Genomic DNA, 23,199 nt, shown 5'->3' on the forward strand with positions numbered 1-23,199 from the left:
GCTTCCAATGTTTACTTAGCCAGCTCGGGTGCTGGCTTTTTTTTGCCCAAATTTCCTCGTCTGCTAACTTGGCCAACTTATTTGCAACTCGGTTGAAAACTCCATCTGATTTTTTGAAGAGAGGGGTGAGATTTTTACGCTTTCTTATTCTGCCGCCAGGACTAGACTGTAGAAAACGTTGAGGAGAGTTGAAGATGATTTATTTACGTAAAGCAGAAGATCGCGGTCATGCCAATCATGGTTGGCTGGATAGCTGGCACAGTTTCTCATTTGCTGACTACTATGATCCTGATTTTATGGGGTTCTCGGCATTGCGGGTGATCAATGAAGATGTGATCGACGCCGGTCAGGGTTTTGGTACCCATCCCCATAAAGATATGGAGATCCTCACCTATATCCTGAGCGGTACGGTGGAGCATCAGGACAGCATGGGTAATAAAGAACAGATCCATGCCGGTGAGTTTCAGATTATGAGTGCTGGTACCGGGGTGCGTCACTCTGAGTACAACGCCAATAGCGATCGGCCGTTGCATCTTTATCAGATCTGGATTATCCCGGATCAGGTTGGGCTGACGCCACGCTATGAGCAACGTAGGTTTGACGCACCGCAGGGTCGCCAACTGGTACTGTCGCCGGATGCCCGCGAAGGCTCGCTGAAAGTGTTCCAGGATATGACGCTGTCGCGCTGGGCGCTGAAAAAAGATGAGCAGTCGGTCTACCCGATTCAGGCTGAACGCCGAGTCTGGATCCAGGTGGTGCGCGGTAATGTCACCATCAATGGTCACAAGGCGGGTACCAGCGATGCGCTGGCCGTGTGGGATGAAGTCGCACTATCGATTCATGCCGACGAAGACAGCGAGATACTGTTGTTCGATCTGCCACCGGTATGATGGAGCAGGGGCCAGCGTGTTGGCCCCTTTTTCTTGCCCGCAGGCCACAGAAGCAACAATATCGGCCTGCCGTTTTTTTTGCTAGAATGGCCGCCCATTCACGGTAAGCCAGTTCATTGATAATGAAGAAAAAACGGCCGGTGCTCCAAGATGTCGCAGATCAGGTTGGCGTCACCAAGATGACGGTGAGCCGCTATTTGCGTAACCCCGATCAGGTTTCTGCGGCTTTACAGCAGAAGATTGCGATCGCGCTGGACGATCTTGGCTACATCCCCAACCGTGCCCCGGATATTCTTTCCAATGCCACCAGCCGTGCAATCGGCGTGCTGCTGCCGTCGCTGACCAACCAGGTGTTCGCCGAAGTGCTGCGTGGCATCGAGAGCGTGACCGATGCGCATAATTATCAGACCATGCTGGCGCACTATGGCTATCTGCCGGAGCGTGAAGAAGAACGCCTGACGTCTTTGCTGTCTTACAACATTGACGGGCTGATCCTGTCCGAGCGTAACCACACTCCGCGCACCTTGAAGATGATCGAAGTCGCCGGGATCCCGGTGGTCGAGTTGATGGACTGTGTATCGCCGTGCATCGATCTGGCTGTGGGGTTCAACAACTTTGAGGCCGCCCGCCAGATGACGCAGCAAATTATCGCGCGCGGCCATCGCCACGTGGTGTATCTCGGCGCGCGCCAGGATGAGCGTACTCTGATCAAACAGCAGGGCTATGAGCAGGCGATGCGTGAATCCGGCCTTGAGCCGCACAGCGTCATGACCGCGCGCTCTTCTTCCTATTCTGCCGGTGGCGAACTGTTGCTCGAGGCACAGCGCGCTTACCCGCAGATCGACAGTATCTTTTGCACCAACGATGATTTGGCGATCGGCGCGGCGTTTGAATGCCAGCGTCAGGGGCTTTCGATCCCGCAGGATATGGCGATTGCCGGTTTCCACGGCCACGATATTGGCCAGGTAATGGTGCCGAAGCTGGCGAGCGTGCTGACGCCGCGTGAGCGCATGGGGCAGATCGGCGCGGAACGCCTGCTGGCCCGCTTGCGGGGTGAAATAGTTGGCCCACGCATGGTTGACGTCGGTTTCACCGTGATCCCCGGCGGCAGTATCTGAAGCAGGGCGCATATCTGCGCCCTCAGCCCATTTATTTCTGCAGTTCGGCCACGCAACGGCTGACCACGCCTTCGATATCGGTATCGATATCAATGCAGATCACATCTTTCTCATCGGCCGTGGGTTCTTCCAAAGCGTCAAACTGGCTTTTCAGCAGATCGGTCGGCATAAAGTGCCCGGAACGCGCCTTCAGGCGTGCCAGAATCACATCGAAGCTGCCTTTCAGGTAGATAAACACCATGTTTTCGTTGTCTTTGCGCAGCAGATCGCGGTAGCGGCGCTTCAGCGCGGAGCAGACGATGATCCCATTTTCATTTTTGTGATTCAGGCTGTACGCCGCATCATTAAGACGCTGCAACCAAGGAACACGGTCATCGTCATTCAACGGTTGCCCGCTGGCCATCTTCTGGATATTGGCGCGCGGATGCAGATCGTCGCCATCAATGAATTTTGCCTGGATTTCCCGTGCGACAGCCGCGCCAATCGTGGATTTGCCGCTACCGGAGACGCCCATCAGGATGATGCTTTTTCCCGCCATAAGTTTGATCTCTATCTCAGAATAAGAATTTTGCCTTGGTTGATGGTTTCGAATCTTACCATGTTACCGGTATCATGATACGGGTAACAAATGGAGATGTGATTGTCATCACAAAGGGTTAGAGCCAGGGATAGTCGTCTGTACTCAATCGCACTCAAGCGGCCCAGTAACACCAGGAAAGGGCCGTAAAACTAAAACCAAGCACCCTTTTTCGCTGCCGTTTTGCGAAGAGGCTAAGTGATAAAAGAGTTGGAGAAAAATTATGCCATTAGTGATTGTTGCAGTCGGCGTAGCCATGCTACTGCTGCTGATGATCCGCTTTAAACTGAACGGCTTTATCTCGCTGATTCTGGTCGCGCTAGCGGTTGGGATCATGCAGGGCATGCCGGTGGATAAGGTGATTGGTTCCATCAAGGCCGGCGTTGGCGGTACGTTGGGGGGGTTGGCGCTGATCATGGGCTTTGGTGCCATGCTCGGCAAACTGTTGGCGGACTGCGGCGGAGCACAGCGCATCGCTACCACTCTGATCGACAAATTCGGCAAACAGCATATTCAATGGGCGATTGTGCTCACCGGTTTTACCGTCGGCTTCGCGCTATTCTATGAAGTGGGTTTCGTGTTGTTGCTGCCGCTGGTGTTCACCATCGCCGCTTCTGCGCGTATTCCGCTGCTGTATGTGGGTGTGCCAATGGCTGCGGCGCTGTCCGTAACCCACGGTTTCCTGCCGCCGCACCCTGGCCCAACCGCTATCGCCACCATTTTCCATGCGGACATGGGTAAAACCCTGCTGTTCGGTACCTTGCTGGCGATCCCAACCGTGATCCTGGCGGGCCCGGTGTATGCCCGCTTCCTGAAAGGCATCGACAAACCGATCCCTGAAGGCTTGTACAACCCGAAAACCTTTACCGAAGAAGAGATGCCTGGCTTTGCCGTCAGCGTAGCAACCTCGCTGGTGCCGGTGATCCTGATGGCACTGCGTGCGGTAGCGGAAATGGTGCTGCCAAAAGGCCATGCCGTTCTGCCTTATGCTGAGTTCTTCGGCGATCCGGTGATGGCAACGCTGATTGCGGTGTTGATCGCGATCTTCACCTTCGGCCTGAACCGTGGCCGCAGCATGGATGAAGTGATGGCAACCGTGACGGAATCCATCAAAATCATTGCCATGATGCTGTTGATCATCGGCGGTGGCGGTGCGTTCAAGCAGGTGCTGGTGGACAGCGGGGTGGATAAGTACATTGCCAGCATGATGCAGAGCAGCGGCGTTTCGCCGATCCTGATGGCCTGGTCAATTGCGGCGATACTGCGTATTGCGCTGGGTTCTGCCACCGTCGCGGCGATTACCGCAGGCGGTATCGTTGCACCGTTGATCGCTACCACCGGGGTCAGCCCGGAGCTGATGGTGATCGCCGTGGGTTCAGGCAGCGTGATCTTCTCACACGTTAACGACCCAGGCTTCTGGCTGTTCAAGGAGTACTTCAACCTGACCATTATGGAAACCATCAAGTCCTGGTCGGTGCTGGAAACTATCATCTCAGTCTGCGGCCTGATCGGCTGCCTGCTGTTGGCGATGGTGATTTAACGCTTTAACGCTAGGGCGCAGCAGCGCCCTGAGGTTGATGACAACGTCGACTTCTAGCCCGAGATACCCGGGTCTAGCGCACCGAGGGGCACTTCGACGGCTTACGCCGTTACGACCCCTTCGGCACGCTCCCCCTAATAACCGGCTTTGTCAGCAGTCTGAGGGCGCAGCAGCGCCCTAGCGTGGTTACAGTTTCATATAGGCTCGGATGCCATCCAGGAACATTTGGGTGGAGAGCATCACCAGAATCAGCCCCATCAACCTTTCCAGCGCGTTCACCCCTTTGCTGCCCAGCAGGCGCAGGAACAGGCTCGACATCAGCAGGATCGCCGCCGACAACCCCCAGGCAATCAACAGCGCCACCACCAGGTGCGACAACTGGTTAGGATACTGATGCGAAAGCAGCATCAGCGCCGCCAGAATCGACGGCCCGGCCACCAGCGGAATGGCAAGCGGCACCAGGAACGGCTCTTCACCGGCAGAAAGGCCGGTACTGTTACCTTCCTGAGACGGGAAAATCATCTTGATGGCAATCAGGAACAGGATAATCCCGCCGGAGATCGATACGGTTTCGGTGCGCAAGTTGAGAAACGCCAGAATACGCTCACCGGCAAACAGAAAGACCAGCATCAGCAGCAAGGCGATCAGCAGTTCGCGGATCAGCACCACCCGGCGGCGACGGGGCTCCAGGTGCTTGAGCACCGACATAAAAATCGGCAGGTTACCCAGCGGATCCATGATTAAAAACAGCAGCACCGTGGCCGAAATCATCTCTGTCATCATTACCTCAAAATCTGAAAAATGCGCCGGTGACTCGGGCAACACCCTGGTCTCTACATCCCCATCTCTTAGAAGAATGGCAGATATATAAGAAGCATTGCTGAGAATCGCTCAGCCATCGAATAAATTCACTTTGCGCCTGCGCCGACATTTTGTAAGGTGGGTATACCCTTCATACTTGAAGTTGCAGGGGTGTTGGCTGCCTTCGCTCACCCGAATCACTTACTTGAGTAAGCTCATCGGGATTCGCTCTGTTGCCGTCTACCTGCAACTCCAAGTATTTTGGGTATAGATATTATTCACCACTTATTACGACATGGTCGTTTATCCCCAAGGCAGGACTGTAAATTATGAAAAACGTTGGTTTCATCGGTTGGCGCGGTATGGTCGGCTCTGTACTTATGCAACGCATGACAGAAGAGCGCGATTTTGACGCCATTCGCCCGGTATTCTTTACCACCTCGCAGCACGGCGCTGCCGCCCCGGTTTTCGGCGGCCAACAGGGTACGCTGCAAGATGCGTATGATGTTGAGGCGCTAAGCGCACTCGACATTATTATCACCTGCCAGGGCGGTGATTACACCAACGAAATCTATCCAAAGCTGCGTGCAACCGGTTGGAAAGGTTACTGGATCGACGCCGCCTCCTCTCTGCGCATGAAAGATGATGCCATTATCATCCTTGACCCGGTGAACCACGACGTGATCCAGGAAGGGCTGAATAAAGGTATCAAGACCTTTGTCGGGGGGAATTGCACGGTCAGCCTGATGCTGATGTCACTGGGTGGCCTGTTTGCCAACAACCTGGTGGAGTGGGCGTCGGTAGCCACCTATCAGGCGGCATCCGGCGGTGGCGCACGTCATATGCGTGAACTGCTGATGCAAATGGGCATGCTGCACGCCGACGTAGCTAAAGAGCTGCAAAGCCCGGCTTCGGCCATTCTGGACATTGAGCGTAAGGTCACTGAAGCCACCCGTTCCGGCAAGTTGCCGACCGATAACTTTGGCGTGCCTTTGGCTGGCAGCCTGATCCCGTGGATCGACAAACAGTTGGATAATGGCCAGAGCCGCGAAGAGTGGAAAGGCCAGGCGGAAACCAACAAGATCCTCAATACCTCGGCGATTATTCCTGTTGACGGTCTGTGTGTCCGCGTCGGTGCGCTGCGCTGCCACAGCCAGGCATTCACCCTGAAGCTGAAAAAAGATGTGCCGCTGGCGGAAATCGAACAGATGCTGGCAACGCACAACGACTGGGTGCGCGTGATCCCGAACGACCGCGAACTGACCATGCGTGAACTGACGCCTGCGGCGGTGACCGGTACGCTGAACACGCCGGTCGGCCGTCTGCGCAAGCTGAATATGGGGCCGGAATATCTCTCCGCGTTCACCGTCGGCGATCAGTTGCTGTGGGGTGCTGCTGAACCGCTGCGCCGCATGTTGCGTATTCTGCTGTAAACCTCTGCCCAACAGACCTCAGGATGCATTGTAGCCTGAGGTCCAGCGGGATAAGCTGAACTTCCTGAGGGCTGGTCTCTTTCGGCCCTTTAACACCTTGTTTTCAACACTCTCTGTTCTCTGTGTACGCAACCCACCTTTTATCGTTTCTGGCGCGAAGGGAGATGGAAAATCGCTGAAAGAGGGAATGAAACACTGCCGTAACATGCGTGTCACAAAGCCGGTTGCAGCGCAAACAGGCTGCCAGATCTGTCGTTTTTCCAATGCAAAATTTTCCTTTGTAATCATCAATGCTTCTACAGACTTTGGCTATGCTTGTTAGGCTGACGAATTCATACCGATTAACGGTGAGTATTTGTCTGAAAAGTAGACATAAAGAGCGGTATTTCGGCTTTGAAGGATGCAAATTAATCAATAACCGACCGAAATCACGCTTTAGGTTCTGAATGAATTGCATGATAGACACAATGGCTGCTGTTAGGTGTAGCCCCTTAAGAGTCATGCTCTTAATCTAAGGAAGAATGCCATGCCTGTACTTCCCGATCGTGACGTGATCAATCAGATAATTTCCGGCCACTACGCCGATCCTTTTGCCCTGCTGGGTATGCATGTTACAGAGCGCGGGTTGCAAATTTGCGCTCTATTACCGGATGCGGGTTCCGTGTGGCTGGTGGAGAGCAAAACCGGCAACCGTGTGGTTCAGCTCAATTGTGACGATGCGCGCGGCTTTTTCAGTGCCATCGTACCGCGCCGTAAAACCCCTTTCCGTTATCAGCTGGAAGCCAGTTGGCGCGATCACCAGCAAATTATCGAAGACCCTTACCGTTTTGGCACTCTGTTGCAGGATATCGACAGTTGGCTGCTGGCCGAGGGCACTCATCTGCGACCCTATGAACGACTGGGGGCTCACCCCGGCGAACTCGATAGCGTAGAAGGTGTCAGCTTTGCCGTGTGGGCACCGAATGCACAGCGCGTTTCTGTGGTTGGCGAGTTTAACTTCTGGGATGGCCGACGCCACCCAATGCGCCTGCGCAGAGAAAATGGGATTTGGGAACTGTTCCTGCCGGGCGTCAAGGCCGGGCAACTGTATAAATACGAGATCATTGACTGCTACGGCAATGTCCAACTGAAAGCCGATCCTTATGCTTTTGAAGCGCAGATGCGGCCGGATACGGCGTCGCTGATTACGCCGCTGCCAGCCGTGGTGGAAAATACCCCCGAGCGGCAGCGGGCTAATGATTTTGATCGCCCCATTTCAATTTACGAAGTGCACCTTGGCTCATGGCGGCGTCATACCGATAACAATTTCTGGCTCAGTTACCAGGAACTGGCCGAACAGCTGATTCCTTACGTCAAAGAGATGGGCTTCACCCATCTTGAACTGCTGCCGATCAACGAGCATCCGTTTGACGGCAGTTGGGGGTATCAGCCATTAGGGCTGTATGCGCCGACGCGCCGTTTCGGGACTCCTGCGGAGTTCAAAGCCTTTGTGGCTGCGGCGCACGAAGCCGGGATCAACGTGATTCTTGACTGGGTGCCGGGGCATTTCCCAAGTGATGCTCACGGGTTAGCGAACTTCGACGGCACGGCGCTGTATGAGTATGCCGATCCGCGCGAAGGGTTCCATCAAGACTGGAATACCCTGATCTACAACTATGGCCGCCACGAAGTGCGTAACTATTTGGCGGGCAATGCGTTTTATTGGTTGGAACGTTTTGGTATCGATGGGCTGCGTGTGGATGCTGTCGCTTCGATGATCTACCGCGATTACAGCCGTGCCGACGGCGAGTGGGTGCCGAACTACTACGGCGGCAATGAAAACCTGGAGGCTATCTCCTTCCTGCGCTACACCAACCAGACGTTGGGCAAAGAGCGGCCAGGTGCAGTGACGCTGGCGGAAGAGTCTACTGACTATCCGGGGGTGACGCTGCCACCGGAGGCCAACGGTTTAGGGTTCCATTACAAATGGGATCTGGGCTGGATGCACGACACGCTGGATTACATGAAATGCGATCCGGTACACCGTAAATATCATCACAACATGATGACGTTCGGCATGCTCTACTCCCACACCGAGAACTTTGTGTTACCGATATCGCACGATGAAGTGGTGCACGGTAAACGTTCTATTCTGGACCGTATGCCGGGCGATGCGTGGCAAAAATTCGCTAACCTGCGGGCGTATTACGGCTTCATGTGGGCACATCCGGGCAAAAAACTGCTGTTTATGGGCTGCGAGTTTGCTCAGGGCCGGGAGTGGAATTTCGATACCAGCCTTGATTGGCACCTGCTGGAAGGGACGGATAGTTGGCACAACGGTGTACAGCGCCTGGTGCGCGATCTCAACCACTGTTACCAGAACCATGCGCCGCTGTATGAGCGTGATTATCAAGCCGGTGGTTTTGAGTGGTTGGTGGTGGATGATCATGAAAACTCGGTGTTTGCTTTTGCGCGTTACGACTCGCACGGCAATGAACTGATTGCCATCAGTAACTTTACCCCGGTGCCGCGTCATCATTACCGCATCGGTATTTCCCGCCCCGGTGAATACCGTGAAATCCTCAATACCGATTCGCACCATTATCACGGCAGTAATGCCGGTAATCAGGGGCGGGTGATTTCAGAGTCGATCGGCAGTCATGGCCGTGAGCATTCGATCAGCATCATGGTGCCGCCGTTGGCAACAGTGTATTTGTTGCGGGAGGTGCAATGATTGCACTGACCCCCGGCCTCGCTGCGCCTTTAGGGGCTTATTACGACGGTAATGGCATCAACTTTACGCTGTTTTCTGCCCACGCCACGCAGGTGGAACTATGCCTGTTCGACGCCGAGCTGCGGGAAACACGTTTGCCGTTACCGGCACGCAGCGGTGACATCTGGCATGGTTATTTGCCGGGTGGCGAGCCGGGGTTGCGTTATGGTTTCCGGGTGCATGGTCCGTTCGAACCGCAGCGAGGGCTGCGGTTTAACCCCAACAAGCTGCTGCTCGACCCTGCCGCCCGCGCGGTGGAAGGGCCGGTGGCCGATCACCTGCATCTGCATGGCGGTTATGACCAGCCGGATCCGCAGGACAGCGCGTCGCTGATGCCGAAATGCATCGTGATCGATGAACGTTACGACTGGGAAGACGATCGCCCACCGGCAACGCCGTGGCGCAAAACGGTGCTCTACGAAGCCCACGTGCGTGGCTTGACGTTGCTGCATCCGGAAATCCCGCCGGTATTGCGCGGCAGCTTCGCCGCCCTCGGGCACCCGGTGATGATCGCCTACTTCAAGCGGCTGGGGATTACTGCGCTTGAGCTGTTGCCGGTACAGCAGCACACCACGGAACCGCGTTTGCAGCGCCTGGGGCTGATCAACTACTGGGGCTACAACGTACTGGCGCCCTATGCGCCGGATAATCGCTATTCCAGCCTGAGAACCGAGATGACGCCGTTGCGCGAGTTTCGCGATGCGGTGAAGGCGCTGCATAAGGCAGGCATTGAAGTGATTCTCGATGTGGTGTTCAACCACAGCGCAGAATTGGATCTCGACGGGCCGACGCTGTCACTGCGCGGCATCGATAATCCGAGTTATTACTGGCTTGAACCCGATGGCGACTACGTTAACGCCACCGGCTGTGGCAATACGCTGCGGTTGGATCAGCCAGCAGGAGTGGCGTGGGTGATGGATTGCCTGCGTTTTTGGGTACGTGAGTGCCATGTTGACGGTTTCCGTTTTGATCTTGGCACCGTGTTAGGCCGTACACCGGCGTTTGACCGCGATGCACCGCTGTTTCAGGCGATGCTGGCGGACGACACGCTGGGGCGCTGCAAACTGATTGCCGAACCTTGGGACATTGGTTCCGGCGGCTATCAGGTTGGGGCGTTTCCCGGCCGTTTTGCCGAATGGAATGACCATTTCCGTGATGATATCCGTAGCTTCTGGCTGCAAGGGCATCTGTCACTCGGTCAGTTCGCCCGGCGTTTTGCTGCCTCCAGCGATGTGTTCAACCAACGTGGGCGCGCGCCTTATGCCAGCATCAATATGCTGGCGGCCCACGACGGATTTACCCTGCAGGATGTAGTGAGTTTCAACCAGAAGCACAACCAGCCGAACGGCGAAGGAAACCGTGATGGCAGTGACCACAACTTTAGCTACAACCACGGTGTTGAAGGCCCAGTTGCTGACGACGCCATCGTGCAACACCGTAGGGTCAGTCAGCGGGCGCTTCTTGCCACGTTGCTGCTGGCTCAGGGAACGCCGATGTTGCTGGCCGGCGATGAACATGGACACAGCCAGCAAGGCAACAACAATGCCTATTGTCAGGATAACGAAACCACTTGGCTCAACTGGGCCAAGGCGGATGATTCCCTCACCGCATACACCGCCGCGCTGATCCGCCTGCGCCAGCAAATCCCTGCTTTGCAGCAAGATTGCTGGTGGCAAGAGGGAGACGGCAGCGTGCAGTGGCTGAATGTGCATGGGCAACCGCTCAGCGCACAGGAGTGGGAACAGGGCGATCGGCTGTTACAGATCCGCCTGTCGCAACGTTGGCTGCTGGTGATCAATGCCACGCCGCAAGACGTTGAGATGACGTTACCTGATGGGGATTGGCAGGTTGTCGCCCCCTTTACGCAGGAAGAAGATTCTCAGGCGGAGTTACCCGCCTGGTGCCAGGCTGCGCATTCTCTTTGCGTGCTGGCAGAAAAGAAAAATTAAAAGGAGTCAGCTATGGTTAGGTTTGAGAGTAAAGACCCCCTGATGTTAGCGCGCCAATTGCCGAATAAAACCGTTGCCCTGATATTGGCTGGTGGTCGTGGCTCGCGTTTGAAAGATTTGACCTCTACCCGTGCCAAACCGGCCGTGCACTTTGGCGGGAAGTTTCGCATCATTGATTTTGCCATGTCGAACTGTCTGAATTCGGGGATCCGCCGGATGGGCGTGATTACCCAATATCATTCCCACACGCTGGTGCAACATATTCAGCGTGGCTGGTCGTTCCTCAATGAAGAGATGAATGAGTTTGTCGATCTGCTGCCTGCCCAGCAGCGCCAGAGTTCCGATCACTGGTACAAAGGCACCGCCGATGCGGTGTACCAGAACCTGGATATTATCCGCCGTTACGATGCGGAATACGTGGTGATCCTGGCCGGTGACCATATTTATAAAATGGATTACTCGCGCATGCTGATCGACCACGTGGAGAAAGGGGCGCAGTGTACGGTGGCCTGTATTCCGGTGCCGATCAGCCAGGCCAGCGAGTTTGGCGTGATGAAGGTGGCCGATAACGACCAGATCCTGGAGTTTCTTGAGAAGCCGGAAAATCCACCCGCCATGCCGGGTAATCCGGAGATGGCGTTGGCCAGCATGGGGATTTACGTCTTCAATGCCAAATATCTGTTCCGCTTACTGGAAGAGGATATGGCGACGCCGGATTCCACCAACGATTTCGGCAAGGATCTGATCCCGAAAATCACCGCACAAGGGGAAGCCTGGGCGCATCCGTTCACCATGTCCTGCGTGACTTCCAGCCCGGATGCACCGCCGTATTGGCGTGATGTCGGGACGCTGGATGCCTATTGGCGTGCTAACCTTGATCTAGCATCGGTAACGCCGGAGCTGGATATGTACGATCGCGCCTGGCCAATTCGCACCTATATGGAACCATTGCCGCCTGCCAAGTTTGTGCAGGACCGTTCTGGCAGCCACGGTATGACCATGAACTCGCTGGTGGCTGGCGGCTGTATTGTTTCCGGTTCGGTGGTTGTCCATTCGGTGCTGTTCTCGCGTGCGCGAGTGAACTCTTTCTGTACTATTGACTCTTCAGTATTACTGCCTGATGTGAACGTTGGCCGCTCTTGCCGCCTGCGTCGCTGCATTGTCGACCGTGCCTGCCAAATTCCGGAAGGGATGGTGATTGGCGAGAACGCTGAAGATGACAGCAGACGTTTTTATCGTTCAGAAGAAGGCATTGTACTGGTGACGCGCGAAATGCTGTCAAAGCTGTAGGCATTGGCTGAACCCGTGGGCGCTCGCTGCGCCCTCTATCTCTGCAAAGAAGTTTTTGCCGAATTTCAGGAGTGAGAATGCAGGTTTTACACGTATGTTCTGAAATGTTCCCTCTGCTTAAAACGGGTGGTCTTGCAGACGTTGTTGGCGCATTACCGGCGGCACAAATTGCTGCAGGTGCGGACGTTCGGGTGTTGTTACCGGCTTTTCCTGATATCCGTAACGGTATTCCGGACACCGTACTGGTGGCGGAGATCGACTCTTTCGCCGGGCGGGTGGGCTTGCGGTATGGCACCTATCATGGCGTCGGGGTTTACCTGATTGATGCGCCTTGGCTGTATGACCGGCCGGGCAGCCCATATCACGATCAGTCAATGAACGCTTATCCAGATAACCATCGCCGCTTTGCGTTGCTGGGGTGGATGGCCTGTGAGTTGGCGAAAGGGCTGGATCATTACTGGCGGCCAAAGGTGGTGCATGCGCATGATTGGCATGCCGGGCTGGCCTGCGCTTATCTGGCGGCCAATGGTTATCCTGCACGCTCTATCTTCACCGTGCATAACCTGGCTTATCAGGGGTTGTTCTCTGCCCATCATATGCCGGAGCTGTGGTTGCCACCGTCGTTCCTTAATCTTTACGGTTTGGAGTTCTACGGTCAGATCTCATTCCTTAAAGCCGGGCTGTTTTATGCCGATCATATCACTACCGTCAGCCCGACCTATGCGCGTGAAATTACCCGCGCGGAGTTTGGTTATGGCATGGAAGGGTTGTTGCAGGATCGTCAGCGGCAAGGCCGGTTGAGTGGCATTCTTAACGGTGTGGATGACAAGATCTGGGATCCGTCCCACGATGCACGTCTGACCGCCCGTTATGACGCCGATCGCTTGAAAGACAAAGCGAAGAACAAGATTCACCTGCAAAAGGCCATGGGTTTACAGGTGGATGAGTCTTTGCCACTGTTTGCCGTGGTCAGCCGCCTGACCAGCCAAAAGGGGTTGGATCTGGTGCTGGATGCCTTGCCGGCGCTGCTTGATCAAGGGGGGCAACTGGCGTTGCTGGGAGCCGGTGATGCGGTGTTGCAGCAGGCTTTTCTGGCGGCTGCGGCGGATTACCCAGAGCAGGTGGGTGTGCAGATTGGCTATCATGAGGCGTTCTCTCACCGGATTATCGGCGGGGCGGATGTGATTCTGGTGCCGAGCCGTTTCGAGCCTTGTGGCTTGACTCAGCTTTATGGTTTGAAATATGGAACGTTGCCGCTGGTGCGTCGCACTGGCGGGCTTGCGGATACGGTAGTGGACTGCGCGCTGGAGAATCTGGCCGACGGCACTGCCAGCGGATTTGTGTTTGATGATTGTGACGCCGTTGCCTTGAGTAACGCGATCCGACGCGCCTTGGTACTGTGGAGCAGGCCGAAACACTGGCGCCACGTACAACGCCATGCCATGGGCCTGGATTTTGGCTGGCAGGTCGCGGCAAAGGATTATCTGTCGCTTTATCAACGCTTGTTGTAATTACGCACTTGGGAACAAATCGTTATGACTTCACCATTTAGTTACACCTCACCCACGGTCAGTGTGGAAGCGCTGAAACATTCTATCGCCTATAAACTGATGTTTATTGTCGGTAAAGATCCGGCTATCGCCACCCAGCATGACTGGCTGAACGCCGTGCTGTTTGCAGTGCGCGACAGGATGGTGGAACGCTGGCTGCGCTCGAACCGCGCCCAGCTTTCGCAGGACGTGCGGCAGGTCTATTACCTGTCGATGGAATTCCTGCTCGGCCGTACATTATCAAACTCTTTATTATCTATGGGGATTTACCAGGATATTGAAGATGCATTGGATGAAATGGGCCTGAGCCTGAGCGAATTGCTCGAAGAAGAAAACGATCCTGGCTTGGGCAATGGCGGCCTGGGGCGTTTGGCGGCCTGTTTCCTTGATTCGCTTGCCACGCTGGCGCTGCCAGGGCGGGGCTACGGTATTCGCTATGAATACGGCATGTTCAAGCAGAACATCATTAATGGCCAGCAGATGGAATCGCCAGATTACTGGCTGGAATATGGCAACCCGTGGGAGTTCCCGCGTCATAACACCCGTTATAAAGTGCGTTTTGGCGGGCGTATTCAGCAGGAAGGGGCGAAAGCACGCTGGCTGGAAACCGAAGAGATCGTGGCGATCGCTTACGATCAGGTGATCCCCGGTTTTGATACCGATGCCACCAACACGCTGCGCTTGTGGAGTGCTCAGGCCAGTAACGAAATCAACCTGGGTAAATTCAACCAGGGCGACTACTTCGCCGCAGTGGAAGATAAAAACCACTCCGAAAACGTATCGCGCGTGCTCTATCCTGATGACTCTACCTATTCTGGCCGTGAATTACGTCTGCGGCAGGAGTATTTCCTGGTGTCGGCCACGGTGCAGGATATTCTCAGCCGCCACTGGACGATGCACAAAACCTTCGACAATCTGGCCGATAAGATCGCTATTCACCTCAATGATACTCACCCGGTATTGTCCATTCCTGAACTGATGCATTTGCTGATTGATGAGCATAAATTCAGTTGGTTGGATGCCTGGACGGTGGTGGAGAAGGTGTTCTCTTATACCAACCATACGCTGATGAGCGAAGCACTGGAGACCTGGCCGGTCGATATGTTGGGCAAGATCCTGCCGCGTCACTTACAGCTTATTTTCGAAATCAACGACCATTTCCTCAAGCATGTGCAGGAAGTGATCCCTGGCGATAACAAGCTGTTGTCGCGTGTTTCCATTATTGATGAAACCAATGGCCGCAGGGTACGTATGGCATGGTTGGCGGTAGTGGCCAGCCATAAAGTGAACGGCGTTTCTGCATTGCACTCTGAGCTGATGGTGCAATCTCTGTTTGCCGATTTCGCCCGCGTATTCCCGGATCGTTTCTGTAATAAAACCAACGGGGTAACGCCGCGTCGCTGGCTGGGCCTGGCTAACCGACCACTGTCGAAAGTGCTGGACGACAGCATTGGTCATCACTGGCGTACCGATCTCAGCCAACTCAGTGAAATCAAACCCAACGTGGATTACCCGAGTTTCCTACAGGCGGTACAGGCGGCCAAGCGCCAGAACAAAGAGCGTTTGGCGAGCTACATTGCTAAGAAACTCAACGTGGTGGTGAACCCGGATGCGCTGTTTGACGTGCAGATCAAGCGTATCCATGAATATAAGCGCCAACTGCTTAACGTGCTGCATGTGATCACCCGCTATAACCGTTTGTTGCAGGATCCGGAAACCAAGAGCGTGCCACGCGTGGTGATCTTTGCCGGTAAAGCGGCTTCGGCTTATTACGCGGCCAAGCAGATCATTCGTTTGATCAACGACGTGGCGAAGGTGATCAACAACGATCCGCGTGTGCACGACGATCTGAAAGTGGTATTCATTCCGAACTACGGCGTGAGCTTAGCGCAGATGATCATTCCGGCGGCGGATCTTTCCGAGCAGATCTCGCTGGCGGGTACGGAAGCATCAGGCACCAGTAACATGAAGTTTGCTCTTAACGGCGCGTTGACCATCGGCACGTTGGACGGTGCTAACGTCGAAATGCTGGAGCATGTCGGGGAAGAGAATATCTTTATCTTCGGCAATACTGCCGATCAGGTAGAAGATCTACGCCGTGCTGGCTATAACCCGCGTCAATATTATGAGCAGGATGCCGAGTTGCATCAGGCACTGACGCAGATTGCTACCGGTGCGTTCAGCCCGGAAGAGCCGCAGCGCTACAGCAACCTGTTTGATTCGCTGGTCAATCTGGGCGATCACTATCAACTGCTGGCGGATTACCGCAGCTATGTGGATACGCAGGACAAAGTGGATGAGGTGTATCTGAATCAGGACGATTGGACGCGGCGCGCCATACTGAATATCGCCAATATGGGCTATTTCTCTTCTGACCGTACTATTCAGGAGTACGCGGACGAGATCTGGAACATTAAGCCGATAAAATTGTAATAGAAAAGGGCCGAATAACGGCCCTTTGAGGTTGATGACAAAGTAGTTTTTAAGCCCGAGATACTCGGGCCTAGCGCACCGAGGGGCGCTCCGGCGGCTTACGCCGCTACGACCTCTTCGGCACGCTCTCCCTAATATCTGGCTTTGTCAGCAGTCTGAAAGGGCCGAATAATGGCCCTTTAGGGAAAGATGTTCGGAGGCTCAGCGTGCTGGGCCTCTTTTTTGCCTTGAGATTAAGAGGCCAGCGGCAGCGCTTTCAGCTTCGCGTGTTCAGCCAACCAGGCTTTCACCCGCGCCTGCTGGGCTTCATCAAGCCACATACCCAATTTGGTGCGGCGCCAGATGGCATCATCCAGCTCTACCACCCACTCTTTTTCTACAAGATAGTTGAGTTCCGCCTCATACAGACCATGACCAAAGTCTTCACCCAACTCGCTCAGGCTAGTGGCATTCGCCAGGATCAGTTCGCTGTGGCTGCCATAAGTGCGGGCGTAGCGGCGAGCCAGCGACTCTGGCAGCCAACCGTATTGGCGGCGCAGTTTGGCGGCATAGCTATCACGATCGCCACCGATGTCGCCACCGGGCAGCGCGCCGTTCTTGGTCCACGCCGGGCCAGCGCCAGGGTAGTAGTGCGCCAGTTTTTCCATCGCATGCTCGGCCAGCTTGCGGTAGGTAGTGAGTTTACCGCCGAACACGGAAAGCAGGGGAGCTTTACCCTGATCGTCATGCACATCCAGCGTGTAGTCACGGGTGACCGCCTGCGGCGAGTCCGATTCATCATCACACAGCGGACGCACGCCGGAGTAGGTCCAGACGATATCGTCACGGCCCAACTGCTTCTTGAAGTGATCGTTATACACCTTCAACAGATAGTCGATTTCGTTGTCATCGATTTTCACGTCTTTCGGGTCGCCGTGGTATTCCACGTCGGTGGTGCCGATGATGGAGAAGTCATCCAGCCATGGGATCACGAACACAATACGGTGGTCTTCGTTTTGCAGAATGTAAGACTGCGGCTGGTTATGCGCCTTCGGTACCACAATGTGGCTGCCTTTGATCAGACGGATACCGTAAGGGGATTTGAGTTTCAGGCCGTCGTCGAAGAAATGCTTCACCCACGGGCCAGTGGCATTGACCAACCCTTTGGCGCGCCAGGTCAAGGTTTTGCCGCTGTCGATATCGGTGGCTTCCACCATCCACAGGCCATTTTCACGCCAGGCGCGGGTGACTTTAGTGCGGGTACGCACCTCGCCGCCACGTTCAACCACTTCCTGCGCGTTCAATACCACCAGGCGTGCATCGTCTACCCAGCAGTCTGAATATTCGAAACCGCGCGTTAATTCCGGCTTCAGTACCGATTCTGGTCCAAAACGCAAACCTTTACTGCCTGGCAGGCTGGTGCGTTTACCCAAGTGATCGTACAGGAACAGACCGGTGCGGATCATCCAGGCTGGGCGTAAATGCGGTTGGTGCGGCAGGCGGAAGCGCATTGGAAAGGCGATGTGCGGTGCCAGTTTGAGCAGGACCTCACGCTCGGCCAGCGCTTCGCTCACCAGGCGGAATTCGTAGTGCTCCAGGTAGCGCAGGCCACCGTGGATCAGCTTTGAGCTGGCGGAAGACGTAGCACAGGCCAAGTCTTGCGCTTCCAGTAGCAGAACGGACAGCCCGCGCCCGGCTGCATCTGCTGCGATGCCGGCACCGTTGATGCCGCCACCGATCACGATCAAGTCTTTGGTTTCCACGTTAACTTCCTCCAGATGTTCGGAATAGCTCTTTAATGTTCGTTTTCGCTCATGATTGTAATCAAAAACCAACAAACAAGCCAAGAGTTAACCAAACAAAAACATTTTTGCGTGATAGAGGTAACGATTCGGTGATAATTGGCAACGAACCTAATGATGATTTAGGCCAATGGAGAGAGGATCTCGTGCCTTGACTGGCTGGTGCTCGTCTAGGCATCACATTTCTTGCTCTAGATTAGGTTTTTGGTATGCACCTCTGATTATACCCGGAAAGTGAGTAGGTGTTTTTAATCTGTCAAAACAACGTTATTGACCCTGTTTTAGATATGCTTATTCCATAAAATTACTGCTTTATATTAGATTTTCGTATAACTCCTTCCTCGATCTAGAAGAGTCAATTATTTGATTTTTCTAATATTTATCTTTATGCTATAAAAATAAAACATTACATGAAACAAAATAACATCTCCTCGGCCATAAAAAAGATCTTTATAGTCCTCCCATCTCAAAGTAATACACCCAACGTTAAACATGTAATGTGTGACTTTAGTAATCCATTAACTACGCTTTTTAAAATGACATAATGAGATTTTCTGAAAAAGAGTGTTCTGCCTCCTTCTGCTCATAGTGGTATTTAATTGCCGTATTAATAAAACCCAGCATGCAGAAAAAATGCGCATCGTGTTAAGCGTCTATCGAGAATCGATAGCTGCTATTTTATTCATTAATGTATAGCAATGATAAAGATAGATTATTCTTTGTATTAAAAAGCATGGAATAAAACAACTCGCGCAAAGTAATACCTTGCTTGTGAATAATCCTCGCAAGCATGTTAATCGGGAGCTATTGGCCGAGCGGTTTATTAACCAAACCAATAGTATTATCTCCCCTAAATAATTCGATTTGCACGAAAGCCAACGCCTCGGTAAGTTGAACTATGGCTGGGATATGAAACGATGTTAATGCATCAAATCAAGTCATAAATACGGATTCCGTATTTTAAAGGAAAGTGTTAAATGAAAAAGAATATTATCGTTGCCACCCTGGCTGCTGTTGCTGCTATGAGCTCCGTTTCTGCATTTGCTGCAGATGGCCAGATCAACTTCACCGGTGAAATCATCGATTCTGCCTGTGAGGTGGTGAACAACGTCAGCGCCCCACTGAATGTTAACCTGGGGAAAGTGGCTAAAACGGCTTTCTCAGGTGCGGGTGATACGGCTTCAGCCACCAAGTTTACACTGCAGCTGAAAAACTGCCCTGTCACATTAACCGGTGCGGCAGTGAAGTTTGAAGGTACAACCGCGGGTGGTGACAGCAGTGTCTTGGCACTGACCCAGGGCGCTGGCGTAGCAACAGGCGTGGGCATTCAAATCACTGATGCTTCTGATTCAATTGTGCAGTTGAACACCACTTCAGCCCTCTACCCGCTGGTATCAACCGGTGTGAATAGCCTGGACTTCGTTGCGCGTTATATTGCAACCGCAGCTGATGTTGGCGCGGGCCAGGCGAATGCCGTAGCCAGCTTCACCATTAACTACAACTAAAAATCAGCTAGTAGAAAAAGCTGTGAAATAACGGGGGAGGCCATGCCCCTCCGTTATTATTAAATCTTCACTTGTGGAATCAAGATATATGAAATTCTCACCTGTATTAATTTTAGCCCTGTTATTCACCATAAATGTGGCACAGGCGGGTGTCATTGTGGGTGGAACCCGGCTGATTTATGACGGCGATAAGAAGGAGTCTTCACTGAGCGTCAAAAACCCGGATAAAACGTCTTATTTAATCCAAACCTGGATTGAGACGGCCGGTGGTGCTGAGAAAGCCCCCTTTATAGTGACACCACCGCTGTTTCGTTTGGATGGCGGAAGGGAGAACGTACTGCGTGTGGTGCGAGCAGGTGGCAATCTGCCTGTAGATAAAGAATCCTTATTCTGGATAAACATTAAATCTATCCCATCTGCCGAACAGAATATCGATAGAAATACGCTGCAAATTGCCGTTAAGACACGCATCAAGCTGATTTATCGCCCGCAAGGGGTGAAAGGCAGCCCAGAAGATGGGGCTGACAAAATTATTTGGCAGCGCATTGGCAATGACCTGCAAGTGACTAACCCCACACCCTTCTATATGAACTTCCAAGGGGTGCAAGTGGCTGGAAAGGACGTGAAAGAGGCGACCTATGTTGCTCCAGGCAGCACCGCCCGCTTTGCCTTGCCGTCAGGCGTCAGCGCAGGCCGTGTAAGTTGGAAAATCATCAATGACTATGGCGGCGCTGGTAAAGAACATACGGCAACGCTGTAAACGATGCGGATGGAGCCAGAAAGCCACATACATCCAATAAATAAAGGGCACTAGGGGAAAGGATATTCCCCTGTCGGCCATCGGGTAAAACAAGTGAGTCGTCGTAAAGGTCAGTAACATGTCTAGGAATTGGGTAAAAAGTAAGTCTTCGCTGCGCGTCAGCCCGCTCGCTTATTTCATTGCTACACAGCTGATGCTGCTGGGGGGCGTCTCCTTCGGGGCGCAAGCCCGTGAGTCTTTCAACCCAGCTTTATTGGAGGTCGGTAACCCGCATCACGACAGCACTGACCTGACCGTGTTTGAAGAGGGGGCCTTACAGGCTCCCGGTACTTACCGGGTGGATATCTACATCAACAATGAGCAGCAGGATACACGCAGCGTTGAGTTTCAGATGGGGAAAAATGCGCAGGGTGAAGACAGCCTGCAGCCTTGTCTAACGGTTGCTCAGTTGAATGAAATGGGTGTTAAAACTGACCTGTTCCCGGAGATGGGCAATGCTGAGGCACAGTGTGCCAACCTGAGCGCTATTCCACAAGCCAATGCCGAATTCCGTTTTGATGCCCAGCAACTGCTGCTGAGTATTCCGCAGGCGGCCATGTCACAGCAGGCGCAGGGCACTGTACCGGAGAGCCAGTGGGATAAGGGGATCCCATCCTTGTTGCTGAACTACAGCCTGAGTGGAGCTAACACCTTGGCACGTGACGGCAACCGCGGTGACAGCAGCAGCCAGTTTGCCAACCTGCGCCCCGGTATCAACGCTGGCCCATGGCGGTTGCGCAACTACACAACGCTGAACCGCGATGATCAAGGGCAAAGTGAATGGAGTACGGTGTACACCTACGCAGCGCGTGACATCGCTTTTCTTAAAAGCCAACTGGTGTTGGGTGACAGCACCTCACCAAGCGACGTGTTCGACAGCGTACCGTTCCGTGGAGCACAACTGGCATCGGACGATGACATGATACCGGACAGCCTGAAAGGCTATGCGCCAGTGGTGCGTGGTATTGCACGCACCCATGCCCAAGTGACCATCCGCCAGAATGGCTATGTGATCCACCAGAGTTTCGTGGCTCCGGGAGCATTTGAAATTACCGACATGTTCCCGACTGGCGGCAGCGGGAATCTGTTTGTGACCATCCGCGAGTCTGACGGCAGCGAGCAGCATCTGACTGTTCCTTATGCGTCACTCCCGTTGTTGCAACGTGAAGGACGCCTGAAATACGCCATAACCGGTGGGCAATATCGTTCTTACGACAGCAGCGTAGAGAAAACCACCTTCGGCCAGGCTACGGCAATTTATGGCCTGCCCTATGGACTGACCGCCTATGGCGGCGGGCAGTTTGCCAGCGGGCAGTATCAGTCCGTGGCGTTGGGGATGGGGACCAACCTGGGTGACTTTGGTGCGCTGTCGACCGACGTGACCCAGGCGTGGTCCACTCTGCAAGATCAACCACAAGAAGATGGCCAGTCGTGGCGGATCCGTTACAGCAAAAACGTTGTGCAGACTGGCACTAACTTTGCCATTGCGGGTTACCGCTACTCTACCGATGGCTACTACAGCCTGCAGGAAGTACTGGATACCCACCGGGAGCAAGGCAGCCAACCACGGGACGAACGCCGACGCAACCGCTCTGAACTGACCATGAACCAGAATTTGTGGGAAGGGGCAGGTGCTTTGTCACTGAGTTGGATCAGCGAAGACTACTGGAACAGCAATCGCACTATGCGTTCAATTGGAGCCGGGTATAACAACAGTTGGAACGGCATCAGCTACGGCTTGAACTACAGCTACAGCGAGAACTCGACCGCGAGTGGCAGCCATGATGGTGGGCGCGTATACGACAGGGACCAGATGTTCTCGCTTAACGTTAGCGTGCCGCTGGACCGTTGGATGAGAAATACCTATGCAAACTATACGATAAACAGCAGCAAGCAAGGGGGAAGCACTCACTCTGTTGGCTTGGGCGGTTCGGTGCTGGCGGACAACAATCTGAACTGGAGCGTGCAGCAGGGTTACGGTACCCAGGGTGTAGGTAACAGCGGCAACCTGAACGCCGATTACCTCGGCACTTATGGGCAGGTGAATGCGGGCTATGGTTATGACCGCAACAACCAGCGGCTGAACTACGGTGTACAGGGCGGCGTGCTGGTGCATGAAAACGGTGTGACCTTCGGCCAGACGTTGGGAGAAACCGTAGCGCTGGTGAAAGCACCGGGTGCAGCGGGGATCGGTGTGAGTGGCCAGACCGGAGTGAAGACCGACTGGCGGGGCTATGCCATCGTGCCATACAGCAGCCCGTACCGTAAGAATCAGGTGCAGTTGAATACCGAAACGTTGCCGAACAATGTTGATCTGACGATGAGCAGCCAGAATGTGGTGCCAACGCGCGGTGCCGTGGTGCGCGCCGAGTTTGAGACCAACGTGGGCCAGCGTGTGTTGATGAACCTGTTCAGAGCAGGCGGTGCTCCGGTGCCGTTTGGCGCGACGGTCAGCAATCCGGCGCAGAAAGCGGCACAGGGTTTTATCGTGGGTGACAATGGGCAGGTTTATCTAACCGGATTGGCGGACAGCGGTTTACTGAACGTGAAATGGGGCAGCGGGGCCGCTCAGCAGTGCCAGGTGAATTATTCACTGGCGAAGCAGGTGCCAGAACTGGCGGGTATTCAGACGATAGACGGACAATGCCGATAATAAATCAGAATAAAAATCGCTTTTCCAAGATAAGTCATCACGCATAGCCGAATACTCACTGAACCTGTTCTAGATATCAAGACAACAGCAATGGGCTGATGTTACGTCCCATTGCTGATATATGTGTT

At 54.0% G+C, this 23,199-nt stretch carries 15 protein-coding genes; 12 read left to right on the forward strand and 3 right to left on the reverse strand.

All coding sequences use genetic code 11. From position 1 onward, the window contains the following. Positions 1-194 precede the first annotated feature (194 nt). Both AC2A1E_RS10125 and gntR read left to right on the forward strand, forming a co-directional pair. The gene (locus tag AC2A1E_RS10125) at positions 195-890 is read left to right on the forward strand and encodes a pirin family protein (protein ID WP_484383631.1); all 696 of its coding nucleotides are present in this window, start codon (positions 195-197) and stop codon (positions 888-890) included. Between the two features lie 122 nt (positions 891-1,012). Continuing rightward, entirely contained in the window at positions 1,013-2,008 is a 996-nt protein-coding gene (gene gntR / locus AC2A1E_RS10130; protein ID WP_484383632.1) for a gluconate operon transcriptional repressor GntR, read from the forward strand. Between the two features lie 31 nt (positions 2,009-2,039). Here the strand turns inward: gntR and AC2A1E_RS10135 are convergent, their stop codons facing one another. Next, positions 2,040-2,546: a gluconokinase gene (locus AC2A1E_RS10135; RefSeq protein WP_459400449.1), complete on the reverse strand. Its 507-nt coding sequence runs from the start codon at positions 2,544-2,546 to the stop codon at positions 2,040-2,042. A 262-nt stretch (positions 2,547-2,808) separates the two neighbouring features. Here AC2A1E_RS10135 and gntT point away from each other — a divergent pair, with 262 nt between their 5' ends. Further along, positions 2,809-4,125, forward strand: a complete 1,317-nt coding sequence (gene gntT, locus AC2A1E_RS10140) for a gluconate transporter (protein ID WP_459400448.1) — start codon at positions 2,809-2,811, stop codon at positions 4,123-4,125. 186 nt (positions 4,126-4,311) lie between these two features. On the opposite strand, the gene AC2A1E_RS10145 is transcribed toward gntT, so the two are convergent. After that, the gene (locus AC2A1E_RS10145; RefSeq protein ID WP_459402891.1) at positions 4,312-4,905 is read right to left on the reverse strand and encodes a YhgN family NAAT transporter; all 594 of its coding nucleotides are present in this window, start codon (positions 4,903-4,905) and stop codon (positions 4,312-4,314) included. A gap of 350 nt (positions 4,906-5,255) precedes the next feature. Here AC2A1E_RS10145 and asd point away from each other — a divergent pair, with 350 nt between their 5' ends. From asd to glgP, 6 genes are all read left to right on the forward strand, one after another. Further along, a complete protein-coding gene (asd, locus tag AC2A1E_RS10150) occupies positions 5,256-6,359 on the forward strand; it encodes an aspartate-semialdehyde dehydrogenase (RefSeq protein ID WP_459400447.1) in 1,104 nt (367 codons plus the stop codon). A 526-nt stretch (positions 6,360-6,885) separates the two neighbouring features. After that, positions 6,886-9,072: a 1,4-alpha-glucan branching enzyme gene (gene glgB / locus AC2A1E_RS10155; protein WP_484383633.1), complete on the forward strand. Its 2,187-nt coding sequence runs from the start codon at positions 6,886-6,888 to the stop codon at positions 9,070-9,072. After that, positions 9,069-11,060, forward strand: coding sequence for a glycogen debranching protein GlgX (gene glgX / locus AC2A1E_RS10160; RefSeq protein ID WP_484383634.1), 1,992 nt, complete (start codon positions 9,069-9,071; stop codon positions 11,058-11,060). Before glgB ends, glgX begins: the two co-directional genes overlap by 4 nt. Before the next feature lie 12 nt (positions 11,061-11,072). Beyond that, complete coding sequence (gene glgC, locus AC2A1E_RS10165; RefSeq protein WP_473189494.1) at positions 11,073-12,350, forward strand: glucose-1-phosphate adenylyltransferase; 1,278 nt, start codon at positions 11,073-11,075, stop codon at positions 12,348-12,350. A 77-nt stretch (positions 12,351-12,427) separates the two neighbouring features. Next, positions 12,428-13,861, forward strand: coding sequence for a glycogen synthase GlgA (gene glgA / locus AC2A1E_RS10170; RefSeq protein WP_484383635.1), 1,434 nt, complete (start codon positions 12,428-12,430; stop codon positions 13,859-13,861). A 24-nt stretch (positions 13,862-13,885) separates the two neighbouring features. Then, the gene (glgP, locus tag AC2A1E_RS10175) at positions 13,886-16,333 is read left to right on the forward strand and encodes a glycogen phosphorylase (RefSeq protein ID WP_484383636.1); all 2,448 of its coding nucleotides are present in this window, start codon (positions 13,886-13,888) and stop codon (positions 16,331-16,333) included. Positions 16,334-16,566: 233 nt separating this feature from the next. On the opposite strand, the gene glpD is transcribed toward glgP, so the two are convergent. After that, positions 16,567-18,075 (reverse strand): glycerol-3-phosphate dehydrogenase, encoded by a 1,509-nt coding sequence (glpD, locus tag AC2A1E_RS10180; protein WP_484383637.1) that lies wholly within the window; start codon positions 18,073-18,075, stop codon positions 16,567-16,569. A 1,016-nt stretch (positions 18,076-19,091) separates the two neighbouring features. Between glpD and AC2A1E_RS10185 the strand changes: the two genes are divergently transcribed. The 3 genes from AC2A1E_RS10185 to AC2A1E_RS10195 all read left to right on the forward strand — a co-directional run bounded on the left by AC2A1E_RS10185 (position 19,092) and on the right by AC2A1E_RS10195 (position 23,071). Further along, entirely contained in the window at positions 19,092-19,619 is a 528-nt protein-coding gene (locus tag AC2A1E_RS10185) for a fimbrial protein (RefSeq protein ID WP_484383638.1), read from the forward strand. A gap of 88 nt (positions 19,620-19,707) precedes the next feature. Next, positions 19,708-20,379, forward strand: a complete 672-nt coding sequence (locus AC2A1E_RS10190; protein ID WP_484383639.1) for a fimbria/pilus periplasmic chaperone — start codon at positions 19,708-19,710, stop codon at positions 20,377-20,379. A 118-nt stretch (positions 20,380-20,497) separates the two neighbouring features. After that, the gene (locus AC2A1E_RS10195; RefSeq protein ID WP_484383640.1) at positions 20,498-23,071 is read left to right on the forward strand and encodes a fimbria/pilus outer membrane usher protein; all 2,574 of its coding nucleotides are present in this window, start codon (positions 20,498-20,500) and stop codon (positions 23,069-23,071) included. Positions 23,072-23,199: the final 128 nt, after the last annotated feature.

The organism is Serratia sp. HNCC26DJ206, assembly GCF_057180605.1.